This is a genomic window from Rhizobium azibense (genome assembly GCF_004342325.1).
Taxonomy (GTDB): Bacteria; Pseudomonadota; Alphaproteobacteria; order Rhizobiales; family Rhizobiaceae; genus Rhizobium; species Rhizobium etli_B.
Genome location: NZ_SMBJ01000002.1, coordinates 410,253 through 426,230 on the forward strand (window position 1 = coordinate 410,253; position 15,978 = coordinate 426,230).

Here is a 15,978-nt window from a genome sequence, read left to right on the forward strand (position 1 = left end):
CCTCAATAAGGATCGACTGCGTCGCGCAGGCCATCGCCCAGCGCATTGAAGGCAAAGACGGTCACAAGCACGAATCCGACAGGGGCAAGGATCCAAGGATAGGTGCCGATGACGGAGTAGTTCGCCGTATCCTGCAGCATGAGGCCCCAGGAGATCAGTGGCGGCTTCACCGCAAAGCCCAGGAAACCGAGGAAGGATTCGAGCAGCACGACACTGGGGATGTGCAGTGTCACCGATACGATCACGTGGCTCATCACGTTGGGAAAGATATGCTGGAAGATAATGCGCCGGTCCGTCGCGCCGACGGCCATCGCCGCCCGCACATAGTCGATACGCGCCAATGCCAGCGTCTTGCCGCGAACCTCCCGCGACATCTGCGCCCAGCCGAGTGCCGACATGACGACGATGACGAAGGCAAGGAAGACGTTGGTCGGAGCCGTCACCGGGATCAGCGACGTCAGCGCCAGATAGAGCGGCAGCTGAGGAAATGCCAGAACCAGTTCGACAAAGCGCTGGACCCACACGTCGAATGTGCCGCCGAAGTAGCCGGAGACCATACCGACGGTCGTGCCGACGAGCGTGACGATAAAGACGACGGTGAGAGCGATCACCAGCGAAATGCGCGAGCCGATGATCGCGCGCGAAAGCACGTCGCGTCCAAATTTGTCCGTGCCGAGAAAATGCACCGGCTCGCCATCTGTCGATCCGAAGAAATGCCGGTTTGCGGCGATGAGGCCGAAAAGCTTGTAGTCGGCCCCTTTTACAAAGAAGCCGAGGTGGCGGGGATTGTCATAATCAGGGCCGACGATCGGCTGAAAGGTGACGGGATCGAGTTCTTCTGAATCGGCAAGCGCATAGACGCGCGGCTGAAAGACGAAGTTGCCATCCTTGTCGTGGAAGCTGATGGCCTGCGGCGGCGCGAAGCCGACGTCAGTTGCCTTCGGATCCATCGGCGCGAAGAAATCCGCAAAGACGGCCATGATGATCAGCAGCCCGACGAGGATGAGGCCCATCATGCCTGTCCAGGAGCGCTTCATGCGCCGCCAAACAAGTGCGATGTAGCTTTCGTTGCCGTGCGGCGGCTTCTTGACGGTTTCTTCGTGCGGGGGCGGCAGGGAGGAATCGAAGGCCAACATGTCAGGCTCCTGAGAACTGACGGACACGCGGGTCGAGCAGGGCGAGCAGCATATCGGCGATGATGTTGCCGACAATCAGCGTTGCCGACAGCACCATCATGAAGGTCGCGGTCACATAGACATCACCAATCGCCATGGAGCCGACGATGGCAGGACCGACGGTCGGCAGGGCGAAAATGATCGCGGTCTCGATTTCTCCGGTCAGCATGTAGGGAAGCACGACGCCTTGATACATCACGAGTGGATGCAGCGCATTGGGCACTGCATGGCGCATGACGACCGCGCTGCCGGTCAACCCTTTCGCCTTGGCCGTCTCGACATATTGCGCATTCAGCGTATCCAGGAGATTGCCGCGCATGACGCGCATATTGTAGGCGAGTCCCCCGAAGGTGGCGATCGCAACGACCGGCCAGACATGGCTGACCAGATCGACGAACTTCGCCCACGACCATGGCGCGCCGCCATACTGCGGCGAAAAGAAGCTGCCGATCTCGGAAATGTTGAACTGGAACACCAGCAAGTAGACGATGATCAGCGCCATCAAGAAGCGCGGCACCGTCATGCCGAGAAATGAAACGCCGGAAAGAAGGCTATCGATCCAGGTATATTGGCGTGTCGCTGCCCAGATGCCGAAGCTGATGCCGAGTACGGAGGCAAAGAGATGGCAGACCAGGGCCAAGAGCAGCGTGCGCGGCAGGCGCTCTGCGACGACGTCGGCAACCGGCTTGTTATAGTACATGCTGTAGCCGAAATCGCCGCGAGTGACGATACCGCCGATCCAGTTGAAGTACTGGACCACCATGGTTTGATCGAGGCCGTGCTCGACGCGGTAGGCCTGGGCCTGGGCTTCCGCCTGCGCGTAGGAGGCTCCACTCTGGTTGATGAGCTGGGAGCGAATGTAATCGGCGTAATCGCCGGGCGGCGCCTGAATGATCGCGAAGGTCACCACGCTCAGGATGAAGAGCACAGGGATCGCTGAGGCTATGCGCACGAGCAGGAATCGCAACATCGGACGGTTCGCTTCTCCTTGCCGCCAGTCGCTCTTCGTCAGCGCGGCCGGCTTGTTGATTATGACCGGCCGCGCGCCACGCGCGGCCGGAAGCTCACTTTCATTTGGGAGGGAGCTCTAGTTAAGCGGACCCTTTTCTCCCGGCTTGCCGGGAAGTTGCTCGGGGAAAAGTTCATACTTCTGCTGCTTGTCGGCAGCCACCCACAGGCGTTCGCGGATGACGGAATCCTCAGCCCAGTTGAACATGAAGATCGGAGTGCCCTGCGGGAGGTTCGAGAAGCGCTTGTTGATGATCAGTGCCCCCGGATATTCGGTGAGGCCGACGGTGTTCACATGCTCCGTCGAATTCTTCTGATACTCTTTCATCAGGCTGACCCGCTCGTCATTGTCCTGGCTTGTCCTGAATTTGTTGACGATATCGACCAGCTCTTTTTCGAAGGGCATCAGATCGAGCTGGTCGTCCTTGCCGGCACGGTGATGCCAGCTGGTGCGCGGGCCGACAGGCGCGAGCTGCTCGGTATTTTGCACGACCGAAGCCAGTTCCGTGGTGTTGCGCTGGATCAGCCAGTCGAAGCGGCCGGCATAGTGCGCATCATCGCGCTTCGGCCCATCGAGTGCATTGATGATGATCTTGAGGCCAAGCTTCTCCATCTGGCCGACGACGCCTTCTGCGAGGCTCTTGTCGGTGGCATAGCCGTTGTTGACGAGCAGCACGATTTCGACGTTCTTTCCGCCCGCCTGCCCGGCGGGGAAGTTCACGAAGCCGTCGCCATCCGTATCCTTCAGGCCCGCCTTCGCAAGCCCGGCCTTGGCGCCCTCAAGGTCGTATGGATAGTAGACGGTCGATTGCCGGTCATAAAAACTCGTGCCGGAGGACAGGCCGCCGGGGTAGATCGCTGTGAAAGGTCCCTTGACGAGCGAATCGCCGATGGCTTTGCGGTCGAACGCCATCGTGACCGCCTTGCGGAAATCCTCGTTGCGGTTCAGCTCTCGGATCGCCTGGCCACGCGCGTCCGGATCGCCCCAGCCGTTGGCCGAGAAATTCATGCGCAGGTTATAGCCAATCAACCGAGGACCGAAGGCGAGACGGGCGGGTGCCGTTTTTTCGGCAGCGCGTTTAAGCGAGGCAACGAAATTCTCAGGCTGTTCGAGGTTCGAGAAGTCGCCCGAGCCCGCGACCGCCTGGACGTCACGATCCGCCCAGGTCGAAAGCTTGTAGTGCAGCTCGTTGAGATAGGGGAGCTGGTTGCCCTTTTCGTCGACCTTCCAATAATAGGGATTGCGGCGCAGCACGATGATGTCGTCTGGACGGTATTCGACAGGCACCCAGGCGCCCATCACCGGCATATTCATATATTCTGGCGGGAACGCGTTCTTGAATTGGTCGTACGTGTTCTTCGAATATTTCGGATGCTGCGGCTTCAGGACATGCGACGGACCCGGGCAGAAGTTGGGATAGGCCATCGTGTATAGATATTGTTTGGGGAAGGTCTCCTTGAAGGTCCATTCGACGGTATAGTCATCAACCTTCTTCAGGGTCGTGCCGGTGCCGAAGGCTTCCGGCGATGCGCCCCCGCCAAGCGGCGACACGTTCGGGTCGATAACCTCGTCTTCCCAGTAGAACATGATGTCATCGGCGGTGAAGGGAGCGCCGTCTGACCACTTCGCACCTTCGATCAGGTGCATCGTCAGCTTGTGACCGTCTTCGGACCACTCCCAGCTCTTGGCAAGGTTCGGAAGCGGCTCGGTATCCTTGGCCTCCACCTGGAAGAGCGGCGCGGTGCGCGTCAGGCATTCCGAAAGGCCGATATCGATACCGCCCCAGCCCTGCGTCTGGCCGGCGCCGTAGTTCCAGCCTTCAGGCCTCCCGCCGATGACATGACGCATCGTATCGCCGTAGACGCCGATACCGTCCGGCATGTTTTCCGTCTTGAAGACCAGCGGCTCCTTTGGAAGCCGATCCTTGACCGGCGGCAGCTTGCCGGTATCCACGAAATTCTTCTTCACCCAGTCGGGTTCGTTATAGTCAGGCAACGCCTTGAACTCCAAAATGGAGTCGCGGGCAACGTAATTGATCTTGCCTTCAGCCGGAAACGGCGCCGGTTCCGGTGGAATGGTCGGTTCGGATGCATAGGCATTCAAGGCCGGGCCGGAGACGCTCAGCGCCAGTCCGGCAAGAATGCCAATTTTACGAAGATGTTTCATCGTTTCTCCCTCCTGTTCGGAGCACTTGCGCTCTCCGGTTCTCCTCTAACGGCGTGAAATCAGGTGCGACGCGACAGCTTTTCCTCCCGAACACCGCCGCAGCCCGCCTTTCACGAAGATCAAACAGCCTGTTTCAAGGCCGCCTTTTCGGCGCGCAGCTCCTCGATGGAGCGCACGCTGCGGCGTGCAGCGCCGGCCCAATCACGCGTCTTCACGCTCGATTTCGACAGGCGCTCCTGCGCAGCCGGCACGGCGTGGGCATATTGAGGCAGCCAGCGGGCTTGAGCCACGACCATTTCGTCGACCATCTGCCAGACCTCTTCGGGCGTCGAGACGGCACCGACCAACGGGTCGTGCAGCACCGCAAGCTTCAAAAGTTCGATATCGCCGCTGATCGCCGCATGGACGGACATGCGCTGAACGTTGATCGACGAGATGCACGTTGCCGCACAGGCTTCCGGAAGGGTGATGCCGGAGACCATGTTGATGCCGAAGCGATCGACGAACCCTGGCGACTCGATGACAGCGTCGGCCGGCAAGTTGGTGATGACGCCATTGTTCTTGACGTTGAAGTGGCCGCGATAGACCCGGTTGGTCTCCAAAGCCTCAAGAATATGGCTTGCATGCTCGTTGGAGCGCCTGGACGGATCGATTGGCTTCGACGCCGATTCAAGAAACTGCGGGAACTCCGTCTCGAACCAGTTGCGCGTTTCCGTCGAGTGGCGGAGATAGCCGCCGGTCTCACCGTGGATCCAGTCGGACATGTCGATCCATTTGGTAATTTCCTCCGGACGCTTGCGATACCACGGCAGGTACTCCGAAAGGTGGCCGTTGCTTTCCGTCGAATAGACGCCGAAGCGCTTCAAGACGTCGATGCGCAGCTTCTCCTGCTGCGAATAGACCGGGTGCGCTTCGAAGGCTGCAACAAGCTCGTCCTTGCCGATCTTGCGGCCGTTGAGACGCAGGTCGACGAACCAGGTCTGATGATTGATGCCCGAGCAGACGTAGTCGAGATCCGAAAGCGATCTTGCGCCGAGAACCTCGGCAATCTGTTCGGCCCCATGCTGTACACCGTGGCACAGGCCGACCGTATCGACCTTGCCGTATTCGATCGCAGCCCACGTGTTCATTGCCATCGGATTTGCATAGTTCAGGAATTTTGCGCTGGGCTCAGCGACTGCGCGGATGTCGCTGCAAAAATCGAGAATGACGGGAATGTTGCGCTGCCCATAAAGGATGCCACCGGCGCAGATCGTGTCACCGACGCACTGGTCGATGCCATATTTCAGCGGGATGCGGATATCGTCGGCATAGGCCTCGAGTCCCCCTACGCGCACGCAGCTGATGATGTAGCGAGCCCCTTCAAGCGCTTTGCGTCGGTCGGTTGTAGCCGTAACCTTTGTCGGCAGCTTGTTCGAATGAACGATCTTGTCGAGGATCGCCTTGATCATCTGAAGGTTGTGTTCGCTGAGATCCGTCAGCGCGAATTCGACATCCCTGAATTCGGGAACGCACAAGATGTCGGTAAACAGCTTCTTGGTGAAGCCGACGCTGCCTGCCCCGATGATAGCGATTTTGAAACTCATAATCTTCACCTCAATCTGATCAGATGCTAGGTAAAAGATGGGCAGGAGAGGAAAGACCACATGCAGACGCATGCAGTCCGAACAAGCATGAATAACGCTTATATTTCCTCCTGGCCGTTCTCTCGACCGCGATCTCTTCCTCTTATGAAGGGCGATTATGCGGATATTCGCGGAGGTGGCCAGAGAAGGATTATGCTTTCGAGGGTAATTTTGTGCTGCGGGATTTGATCGCCAACGGCCAGTCCATGAGGACAATCTCCCTGCCGCGCGGGCGCCAGCGACTGCACGCCATGCCGACGAGTGCTGGCTACGAGGTTCGGGAAAACGAAGTCTACGACTGGGACGGCAGGCGGCGCGGCCAGACCCCCTTCACCGTCCTGCAGCACACAATCGGCGGCACCGGCCGCCTGCGCTACCAGAACCGAAATTACCGGCTCCAAAGCGGTGATACGCTCTTGGTTCTCGTGCCGCACAATCACCGCTACTGGCTCGAAAAGGGCGACCGTTGGGAATATTTCTGGATATCCATGCATGGCGAGGAGACGTTGAGGATCCACAAGATGGTGCTTGGGCTTGCAGGTCCGGTTCTAAGGCTCAAGCCATCGACCATCGATCATCTCGCCGACTGCAGCCTTCGCCTTGTCAAGGGCGCTTCAACGCCTGGAGCAGCGTCGGCGATCGCTTATGAGGCGGCCATGGCCCTTTATGACGACGTCTTCGGCTCTGCGGCTTTAGCGGCGGATCTCAGCGCCATGCAGCCGGTGATCGATCATATCCACGCCAATCTCGATCAGCCATTGCCGGTGAGCGAACTTGCGGGCATCGTCGGTCTCAGCCGCGCGCATTTTTCCCGCAGCTTCGCAGAGAGCGAAGGCATGCCGCCTGCCGAATATGTGCTGCAGCAAAGGCTTCAGCGTGCGGCAAAACTTTTGACGAAGGCCGACTTCCTGCCGGTCAAGGAGGTCTCCATCATGTGCGGCTTCGAAGATTCCAACTATTTTTCCAAGGTCTTCCGCCGCGTTTACGGCATCACGCCCACGGAATTTCGAACAACCGGCATGTATGCAAGCATCGGCAATGCCAGACATCGATCGGCGGGTCCCGACTGAGACATCATTGCGCTCGTCCTCGCCAAAGATCACAGGCAAAATTCTTGGACCGCTGCTTGCTCCTCAAGCCATTGGCCCGGCGGCCTTTTATAACGGAGGTTTTTGAGGTGCGATATCTTGCATTTGTGAGCCCTGTTTCCGGTGCAACCTTGACACCAAATGAATGTGACTTAATCTAATTCGCGGATCGGAGCGTTGTTGGAGGCAGCTGCTCAAATCGGATCCTTGACCCCGGGAGGAGATACTCGTGAGGAATAAAGCACTCATTCTTGCACTGGCGGCCACCACTTTCCTGGCCGTGCCGCATGACGGCACGGCACAAGAGACCATCACGGGCGACATCGTCGGCAAGGCCGACGCACCCAACAAGCTGGTTTTCCGGATGACGACGGATGGTCCGCGCAACAACGAGCCGGCTTACGCGCAAGGCTACAGCAAGCTGTTCAACGACTTCATCGGCAAGCATTCCGACTGGCAGATCGAGTTGCAGATGATGTCCGGGGATATCGGACAGGAACAAGCGCGCATGCTCGAACAGGCCAAATCGGGCTCGGCCCCCGATTGTGCAGCCGTCGATTCCTTCGTGTTGCCGCTCTTCAAGAAAGCCGGCGTCCTGCAGTCCTTCTCACCGTACTTCACCAAAGAGGAAATTGACCAGCTCTTCCCCTTTATCCGCGAGGGCATCACCGGCTCTGACGGCAGCATCTACGCATGGTGGTGGTCGACCGACCTTCGCGTGCTTTACCGGAACAAGGAAATTGTTCCTGACGCGCCGAAGACCTGGGACGACTTGAAGAAGGCGGCCCTTTCCTCGGTCGAGCAGGGAATGGAAGGCGTTCTGTTCAACGGCGGGCGCTATGAAGGGACGACATTCGACTGGCTCGCCAACTTCTGGGCCCAAGGCGGCAAACTGGTGGATGACGATGGCAAGCCGATCTTCGGCGAGGGCGAAAACCGGGATAAATTCATTAAAGCCGTCAACTACTACCGCGATCTCGTGGAGTCCGGGGCCGCTCCGAAACGCGTGGCGACCATCGGTAACTATGACGACTTCAATGCAGCGGCCGCGGCCGGCACGACGGCGCTATTTGTCGGTGGCAACTGGCAATACGCACAGCTCAAAACAGCGCTTGATGCCGATGAATTCGCCAAATGGGCTTTCTCTCCGCTTCCTGGCCCGACAGCAGACCAGCGCTCAACGGGCACCGGCGGATGGACGGTGGCGGCTTTCAGCAAGGATACTGAAAAGGTGAAGCTTTGCGCCGAACTTGCCCGCGACATCTACATGGGACCTGCCAATGCGCTGCAGGAACAGCTTCCGACCCGCGCCGATCTCTATGACAAATACGAGGTCTTTTCCTCAGACGCCAACAAGACCTTTGCTGCAGCGCTGAAGTTCGGGCAGGCAAGGCCCGGCGCACCCGTCTATCCCGAAATCTCAAATCAGATTCAGATCATGATGGGCAAGGTGCTGACGGGCGTCCAGCCGACCGAGGCTGCCGTGGACGAGGCATTCGCCGCCTCGCTTAGCGCCTTCAAACGCAGCTGAACATCATCTGGCGGCGCGGGCACAAATGCCTCCGTGCCGCCAGGAAGCCTGCGCAACCGCTGCCTGACGACGAAATGGCCGGATCGGATCGATGATGGATGCAAGCATTGCCGCCAATGGCCGCCAGAGGATCGGCAGGAAAGCCGACGGACGGCATAGCCCCTCCCCGCTGCCTTGGCTTATGCCCCTCATCCTTGTCCTTGGCGTCTTTTATCTTTATCCCTTGCTGGACGTCTTCCGCTTCGCGTTCACCAACGTCTCGCTGCTTGGCACGGACGAGGTGTATACGCTGCAGACGATCGTCACCACATTGTCGAAGCCCGAGCTCTTGCAAATCCTGTGGGTGACACTCGTCTTCACCGCGTCGAGCGTCGTTGCGCAGCAATTCTTCGGGCTTTTCATCGCCTTGATCGTTTTGCATAGCGAAAAGCGCCGGCTCTTCGGCTCGACGATCGTGCGAACAACAGCCCTTGTGGCCTGGGTTGTTCCGGGCATTGCCGGCGGCATCATCTGGAAAATGCTTTTCAACGAAGCGCCGTTTGGCGGATTGAACAGTCTCTTGCGGCTGATCGGCGTCCCGGCTGTGCAGTGGTTGTCGGATCCACACATGGTCATGTGGTCGGTCGTGATCTCCAATGTCTGGCGCGGCACGGCGTTCTCGATGGTTGTGATGTATGCGGCGAGCAAGGCCATCGATCCTGTTCTTTACGAGGCTGCCGAAGTTGACGGTGCAAATCCATGGCAACGGCTGATCTATATCACTCTGCCCCAGCTGCGCACCGCTATTCTCGTCAACATGATCCTCATCACGATCCAAACCCTGAACACGTTTGATGCAATCATTTCGCTCACCGGCGGCGGCCCCGGACGCGCGACCGAGGTTCTTTCGCTCTACACCTTCAACGTCGTGTTCCGAAACTACGATCTTGCAGCCGGCGCGGTCTTGTCGATCCTGATGCTTACAATCAGCCTTGGCCTTGCACTCGTCTATGCTCGTTTTCTGCCAAGAGGAGAACCGTCTTGAGGCCTCTCAGACAAGATCGCATCGGCGATGCGCTCAGTTATCTGTTCCTTGCCATAACGTTTCTTTTCTTCGCCTGGCCGTTGCTTTGGCTGCTGTCGCTTGCGCTAAGGACGCGCAAGGAAATCTTTCTGGGCGTGAGCCGTCTCATCCCCAAAGCGCCGACTCTGGAAAATTTCGGCGCCATCTTATCGTCCGACAAGTTCGCAGGATATCTTTGGAATGCATTGATCCTGTCCTCGTGCAGCGCAATCGGCTGCCTGATCGTGGCGCTGCCTGCAGCTTACGCCTTTTCCCGATTTCCGTTTCGCGGAAAAGGAACTTGGATGATGGTCCTGCTTGCCTTTCAGATGATTTCACCGCTTGTTATCATGGTACCCCTCTACCGCTACATGGCAGCACTTCACCTTACCGACAGCCATTTCGGTGCGACAATGGTCTATATTGCACTCGCGGTACCAATGGTGACGTGGATATTGAAAGGCTCAATCGACGGCATTCCGAAAAGCCTCGACGAAGCTGCAGTCATTGACGGCTGCGGTCATTTCAGCGTCTTTTGGCGCATCATTCTTCCCTTGTCCGCACCAGGCATCGCCTCGGCCTTCATCATCTCGGTCATCGCCGGCTGGTCGCAGTTTCTCGTCCCATTTCTTCTCATCAGTAAGGAATCGCTCATGCCCATTGGCGTCGGGATATTCCAGTATGCCGGAACACAAAACGACTCCTCCCTGCAGTTGCTGGCAGCCGCCTGCCTTGTATCGGTCGTTCCCGCCATCGTTGCCTTTCTCGCCCTCCAGCGGCTCATCCTCGGCGCCATGACGGAGGGCGCCGTCAAGGGCTGACATTGCATTCACATCTCAGGATCTCATCATGACGCTTACTCTGACCCAACGCCTCGACCGCATTCGCGTCCGTATCGCAGAGCTGGAATACTGGCGCTCTCGCGAGACCATTGAGATAGACGGCTGGGCCTTTGAAGGAGAGCCGATCGCAATCGGCAGTTCATGGCCACGCAAAGACGGTACTGTACGATTTTCCGGTGCAATCACCTTGCCCGGCCATTGGCCCCTCGACGACGCACGGCTCGTACTTGACCTTGGCGGCGAAAGCCTGATCACGATCGTCGACGAGGCGGGCAAGGAGTATCGGCTCGGCCTCGATCCCTATCACCGGGAATTCCTCGTGCCTTCGCGCAGCATCCGCATCTTTTCCGAAACTGTCGCGCGCCTGCCCTTTGGAGAACCCGTGCAGCACCCGAGATTGGAACGTGGTGCAGTCATCTGGCTGGACACGGCCGTCGACAGGCTGTGGCTGCTCTTGCGGCAGATCAGCGAAGCGGCAGACATCCTCGACGGCCACGAGGTCACACCGCACCTCCTCGATGTCGCCGAACAGGCCATGCGTTCCCTCGACTGGCCGTCGGCCACCGCCGCCTATGTCGCCCGTACGGCGCCCTCGCCGATCCAGCAGAAGATCTGGCAGTTGCCGCCAGTTGAGATTTCACCCGAAGGTCTTAATCAGAGCCAGCGGGCCAGCGTGCTCGAAGCCTACGAAACACTTGTTGGACAGCTCAAGCAACTGCGCCAGCGATTTCCGCCGCAAGGCGAGATCGCACTGACCGGGCACGCGCATATCGATCTTGCATGGCTTTGGCCATACAGCGAAACCCGGCGGAAGATGCGCCGCACATTCCACACGGCGCTGTCGCTTATGGAGCAATCGTCCGATTTCCGCTTTAATCAGTCCACGGCCCACTACTATGCGCAGATAGCCGAGGACGATCCAGGCTTGTTGGCGCGTATCGTCGAACGGGTAAAGGCAGGCCAGTGGGAAACGCTCGGTGGCATGTGGGTCGAACCCGACACCAACATGCCGACCGGCGAGAGCCTCAGCAGGCAGATCCTTTATGGCCAGCGCTATTTCGAAAAGACCTTCGGGGTTCGCCATACCGTCTGCTGGCTGCCCGATTGCTTTGGTTTTTCCGGCGCCCTGCCCCAGCTTCTGCGTCAAGGCGGCATGAACAGCTTCTTCACGATCAAGGTCAATTGGTCTGAAACCAATCGCTTCCCCGCCGACCTCTTCTGGTGGGAAGGGCTCGATGGCAGCAGAGTGCTCGCCCACACATTCGACAATCCGATGCAAGGCTACAATGGCTTCGTGCGCCCGGATTGTTTCGTGCCGACCTGGAAGAACTTCCGCCAGAAGGACAAGCACGAAACCACGCTGCTTGCCGTGGGCTATGGCGATGGCGGCGGCGGCGTAACGCCGGAAATGATTATGCGGGAAGAGCAACTGCGATTCTTCCCGGCTTTGCCGCAGGCACGCTGGACACGGGTCCACGACTTCTTCAGGGATGCGCATGACACGGCGGCCAGGAAAGAACTGACAGTCTGGCAAGGCGAGATCTATCTGGAACTGCACCGCGCAACGCTCACAAGTCAGAGCGCCGTCAAGCGGCTGCACCGAAAAGCAGAGCGCGGCTTGGTAACCGCCGAGACGCTGGCAGGCCTTGCTTATCTTCTGGGGGGCGAGCAGCCGGCATCAATGGAGCGCCCCTGGCGTGTCGTCCTAAAGAACGAGTTTCATGACATCCTGCCCGGCTCCTCAATTGCCGAGGTCTATGTCGATGCCGCCAACGAACTCGACGCAGTCGTGAAAGAGGCGCGCTCGGCTCAAATGGCGGCGATGAAATCCATAGCCGCGCAACTGCCGGCTGGAGAAGGCAACAATGTTCTGGTGGTCAATCCCTCGCTGTCTGAACGACCCCTCCGCCTGACGCTATCGGATGGCAGCACAATTGCGGCCGAGGGACGGATCGCGCCGCTTGGGATTGCTGTTCTGGCGAGCGAAGCACTCCAGCCGAAGTCCGGCCTTTCAGCTGGGCGCGACTATCTGGAAAACGCTGTCCTGAAAGTGAGGCTTGCAAAGGACGGCTCCATCGCCAGCATCTTGCACAAGCCAACGGGCCGTGAGGCGCTTGAGGGCTGCGGCAATCGCCTTTTCGTCTATCCCACCGATAAGCCGCGCAATTGGGACGCCTGGGATGTCGAAGAAGACTACGCGGCTCGTGGCGAAGAGGTCACTCGTCTCGACAGCCTCGAATTGATTGAGGAAGGCCCCCACCGGGCAGCGATCAAGATCGTTCGAACCTGGCGCCACTCGCGCATTACGCAGGTTCTGTCGCTTGGTGCCAACGCGCGACGGCTGGACATACAGACAGAACTTGACTGGCATGACCGGCGTGTCTTCCTTCGCACGCTGACGGGCGTTGCCGTACGTCACGCGAGGGCCACCTGCGAATGCGCCTACGGGGTCGTGGAACGGCCCACCCATTCGAACACCTCCTGGGAAGCTGCGATGTTCGAAGCGCCTGCCCACCGCTTTGCCGATCTTTCGGAGCCTGGCTTTGGCGTTGCCATCCTCAACGACGCCAAGTATGGCCACAGCGTGCGCGGCAATGTCCTGGGCCTCTCGCTCCTGCGCGCGCCGGTCTATCCCGATCCGCTCGCCGACGAAGGCATCCAGACGTTTACCTATTCGCTGATGCCTCATGAGGGCACCTGGTATGAAGGCGGCGTGAGGGAGGAGGCCGAAGATCTAAACCAACCGCTGCTGGCGCTCGCCGTCACAGATCGCGCAGCAGGCAGATGGCAGCCGCTCGCCGCTGTCGGGATCGATGCGGCACTTTCCGCCGTCAAGCCTTCGGAGGATGGCGATGGCCTCATCGTGCGCGTGTACGAGCCTGCCGGGCGGCGCGGCAGCTTTGAGTTACGCCTTCCGCCGCGCTGGCAGAACATGGGCGTCGTCAGCATTCTCGAAGAGCCGATGGAAGAGGTGCCAAATTGCGGTTTGCGCCCCTTTGAGGTCAAGAGCTGGCGATTAGCCAGGTCTTGATGCAATACGATGCGACAGCGCTCCTGGAGCGCTTTTCGCATCCGCTGAAATCGCATAGTTTGCTTTGAGACTAGGTCGGCGAAGGGGATACCGGGTTGATACTGTCGGGCTCGAACACGGAGCAGGCTGCAGCGGCCAATCGGGCCATGATCCTCGCCGCAATTCATCGCGGGGCTCCGATTTCGCGCACGGAGCTTTCGCATCAATCGCGACTGACAAAGCAGGCCGTCACCCGCATCGTCGATCGATTGCTCGATGAAGGACTCGTGATGGAGGCGCGCCGCAGGCACGGCCTGCGCGGACAACCTGCCATCGAGCTGGAGATCGATCCCGAGGGCGTGTTTTCGGTCGGCGCCAATATTGATCGCGATCACCTGACGATCGTCGCCGTAGACGCAGCCGGCACGGTTCGGGGACGCATCCATCACGAAAGGCGCTTCTTGCTGCCGGACGACTTCGCGTGCTTGATGGCTGAGGCGCTATCGTCCTTTCGACGCCGCAGGGTCATCGAAGAAACTCGTCTGGCGGGGATTGGCCTTGCTATTCCCGACTGGCTCGGAGAGGTCAAGGTCGTCGGCTTTCCATCAGAATACCGGCAATGGAATGGCTATGACGTGCGCGGTGCGCTCGAGGCCATTTCCGATCATGCGGTGTTCATCGACAATGACGCCAACGCTGCTGCGCTGGGGGAAATCGAGTATGGCCTCGGCACGGAAATCGGCAGTTTCTTTTATATCCTCGCCAATGCCTGTCTCGGCGGCAGCCTCGTCATAGACGGGGTCCGTCATAAGGGCGCCAGCGGAATCGGCGGAGAAATTGGCTGGCTGCCGGTCGTCTTCGATGATGGCCCGTTTCAAGGAAGCACCCAGCCGCTCGGCGAGATGTTCTCGCTGTTTATCCTGTTTGATTATCTTGAGCGCAACGGCATCAAGGCGACAACCCCGGCAGATCTTCTCAACCTTGACGATGCAGGCCGCAGCTGCGTCAGCAGGTGGCTGCGAAAAATCAGCATCAAGCTTGCCCAAGCGATTGTCGATATCGGCATGGTGGTTGATCCGGAGAGCGTTCTCATCGGTGGCCGCTTTCCTGTCCGTCTGATTGATGAACTGCTTGTCTACGTCCACGAGGAAATTAGCCGCCTTGGCGCACGAGCGCCATCTCTTCACCGGGCGGCCGGCTCTGAAGATGCCGCTGCTCTCGGTGCTGCAGCAATCCCGCTTGCCCATCGTCTGGGGTTGCCCTCGGCCGAACCGGGTCAGAGGTTTCGAAATCCAATCAGCAACCGACAGTCCCAAATTCCGGTCACCGTTGCGTGACGAGTTGAAGCGGAGAGCCAGGCGACGCCCGAAAGCTCATGGACGGTCATCGGGCAGGAGTGTCTCGGAGAAGGGCCGCAACGCGGCGCCGACGGCCACCCCTGCCCACGGAAAGGACGCACGCTGCACCGTCGGTATCCAAGGCGCAATCACGAGATCGCGAATTTTGTCGTCCCGTTCGCGCGACAGGCGCGCAATTATTGCCTCGAAAACATCGTCGGGCAGAGCGCCGCCGACGAGGATGGCGCCCGGGGCGATAAATCCTGAAATCGCTAAAACCGCCTCATGAAGATGGCGCGCAGCAATCGCCACCCAGCCATCCGTTTCGCCTGGATGGGCTGCAAGGTAGTCTTTGAACGAGGGCAGGCTCGCGACTTCATTCAGGCTCGCGCCATCAACACCCGAGCGCATGTCGCCAATCTGGCCAGCCAATCCGTGGACACCCCGAAACGGCCGCCCGCCGATCAAAAGCCCGGCGCGCACAGTCTCGTCGATGATCACGATCACCAGCCCGCCTTCGCGGTCGCCGATGCCGAGGATATGCTCGGCATTGACGGCCGCCTCGGTGTCATCAAGGAAAAACAGCGGGCCAACGTCCAATGCAAGGCTATCCTCAATGGTTTTCCGATCGAAAGGCGCGCCAGCCGAAAGAGCGATGCCGCATCCCAGCAATTTGCCGGCGAGGCCAGCGGCATGCCGGATGTGCAAGACAGCCTCCTTGGTTTCTTCAGGCTGTGCGAAGGCTCGCTGTTGAATGATCCTACCGGCAAGATCCATGACGACCGCCTCGCCGCCATGCGCACCGAGGCGGATCCCCAGGGAATATGCCGCGTCGGCTTGCAACGAAAACTCGAGCGCCGTGTAGTGTGCAGTTGTGGGACGCTTTTTCCCGCTGACCAGCCCCGCATCGGCCAGGCGGCGCATAATTCCCGTTATTGCCGGCTCAGTCAGGCCAAGATGCCTGGAAAGCTCCTGACGGGTCAGCGGCCCAAAACGGCGCAGGAGCCCCATGGCCGTGCGGGAATTGTGATCTGCAATGTCGACCGGGCTGATGCCTGGACGGTCATCATTTCGATCCCGCCCCCTCGATGCGCCAGATACCGAAAGCCGCCGTCCTGTTTTCAAATCAAGCCATTCCCGATACGATCGACAA

11 protein-coding genes are annotated in these 15,978 nt (G+C 59.3%); 6 read left to right on the forward strand and 5 right to left on the reverse strand.

Annotated elements, in window-relative coordinates; translation table 11 throughout:
* Positions 1-2: 2 nt before the first annotated feature.
* From EV130_RS06085 to melA, 4 genes are all read right to left on the reverse strand, one after another.
* Positions 3-1,136 (reverse strand): ABC transporter permease, encoded by a 1,134-nt coding sequence (locus EV130_RS06085; protein WP_074064993.1) that lies wholly within the window; start codon positions 1,134-1,136, stop codon positions 3-5.
* Between the two features lies 1 nt (position 1,137).
* The gene (locus EV130_RS06090) at positions 1,138-2,145 is read right to left on the reverse strand and encodes an ABC transporter permease (protein ID WP_074064994.1); all 1,008 of its coding nucleotides are present in this window, start codon (positions 2,143-2,145) and stop codon (positions 1,138-1,140) included.
* Positions 2,146-2,262: 117 nt separating this feature from the next.
* The gene (locus EV130_RS06095; RefSeq protein ID WP_132659606.1) at positions 2,263-4,350 is read right to left on the reverse strand and encodes an ABC transporter substrate-binding protein; all 2,088 of its coding nucleotides are present in this window, start codon (positions 4,348-4,350) and stop codon (positions 2,263-2,265) included.
* Between the two features lie 119 nt (positions 4,351-4,469).
* Complete coding sequence (melA, locus tag EV130_RS06100; protein WP_132659608.1) at positions 4,470-5,936, reverse strand: alpha-glucosidase/alpha-galactosidase; 1,467 nt, start codon at positions 5,934-5,936, stop codon at positions 4,470-4,472.
* A gap of 212 nt (positions 5,937-6,148) precedes the next feature.
* Here melA and EV130_RS06105 point away from each other — a divergent pair, with 212 nt between their 5' ends.
* The 6 genes from EV130_RS06105 (at position 6,149) to EV130_RS06130 (ending at position 14,825) form a co-directional block, all read left to right on the forward strand.
* Positions 6,149-7,045 (forward strand): AraC family transcriptional regulator, encoded by an 897-nt coding sequence (locus tag EV130_RS06105; protein WP_074064996.1) that lies wholly within the window; start codon positions 6,149-6,151, stop codon positions 7,043-7,045.
* 265 nt (positions 7,046-7,310) lie between these two features.
* On the forward strand, positions 7,311-8,594 hold the full coding sequence (locus EV130_RS06110) for an extracellular solute-binding protein (RefSeq protein ID WP_245520031.1): 1,284 nt from the start codon (positions 7,311-7,313) through the stop codon (positions 8,592-8,594).
* A 91-nt stretch (positions 8,595-8,685) separates the two neighbouring features.
* Positions 8,686-9,618, forward strand: a complete 933-nt coding sequence (locus tag EV130_RS06115; protein WP_081377259.1) for a carbohydrate ABC transporter permease — start codon at positions 8,686-8,688, stop codon at positions 9,616-9,618.
* Positions 9,615-10,457: a carbohydrate ABC transporter permease gene (locus tag EV130_RS06120; protein WP_074064997.1), complete on the forward strand. Its 843-nt coding sequence runs from the start codon at positions 9,615-9,617 to the stop codon at positions 10,455-10,457. The genes EV130_RS06115 and EV130_RS06120 overlap by 4 nt, the downstream gene beginning before the upstream one ends.
* 28 nt (positions 10,458-10,485) lie before the next feature.
* The gene (locus tag EV130_RS06125; RefSeq protein WP_132659612.1) at positions 10,486-13,509 is read left to right on the forward strand and encodes an alpha-mannosidase; all 3,024 of its coding nucleotides are present in this window, start codon (positions 10,486-10,488) and stop codon (positions 13,507-13,509) included.
* A gap of 146 nt (positions 13,510-13,655) precedes the next feature.
* The gene (locus EV130_RS06130; RefSeq protein WP_081377312.1) at positions 13,656-14,825 is read left to right on the forward strand and encodes an ROK family transcriptional regulator; all 1,170 of its coding nucleotides are present in this window, start codon (positions 13,656-13,658) and stop codon (positions 14,823-14,825) included.
* A 36-nt stretch (positions 14,826-14,861) separates the two neighbouring features.
* On the opposite strand, the gene EV130_RS06135 is transcribed toward EV130_RS06130, so the two are convergent.
* Positions 14,862-15,950 carry an ROK family transcriptional regulator gene (locus EV130_RS06135; protein WP_074065000.1) on the reverse strand — a complete coding sequence of 363 codons (1,089 nt, stop codon included), beginning with the start codon at positions 15,948-15,950 and terminating at the stop codon, positions 14,862-14,864.
* Positions 15,951-15,978: the final 28 nt, after the last annotated feature.

Excerpts from the sequence above, each read along its gene's own strand:
- EV130_RS06090 (WP_074064994.1), bottom strand. The coding sequence starts at position 2,145 with ATGTTGCGATTCCTGCTCGTGCGCATAGCCTCAGCGATCCCTGTGCTC.
- EV130_RS06125 (WP_132659612.1), top strand. The coding sequence starts at position 10,486 with ATGACGCTTACTCTGACCCAACGCCTCGACCGCATTCGCGTCCGTATC.
- EV130_RS06085 (WP_074064993.1), bottom strand. The coding sequence starts at position 1,136 with ATGTTGGCCTTCGATTCCTCCCTGCCGCCCCCGCACGAAGAAACCGTC.
- EV130_RS06095 (WP_132659606.1), bottom strand. The coding sequence starts at position 4,350 with ATGAAACATCTTCGTAAAATTGGCATTCTTGCCGGACTGGCGCTGAGC.
- melA (WP_132659608.1), bottom strand. The coding sequence starts at position 5,936 with ATGAGTTTCAAAATCGCTATCATCGGGGCAGGCAGCGTCGGCTTCACC.
- EV130_RS06115 (WP_081377259.1), top strand. The coding sequence starts at position 8,686 with ATGATGGATGCAAGCATTGCCGCCAATGGCCGCCAGAGGATCGGCAGG.
- EV130_RS06130 (WP_081377312.1), top strand. The coding sequence starts at position 13,656 with ATGATCCTCGCCGCAATTCATCGCGGGGCTCCGATTTCGCGCACGGAG.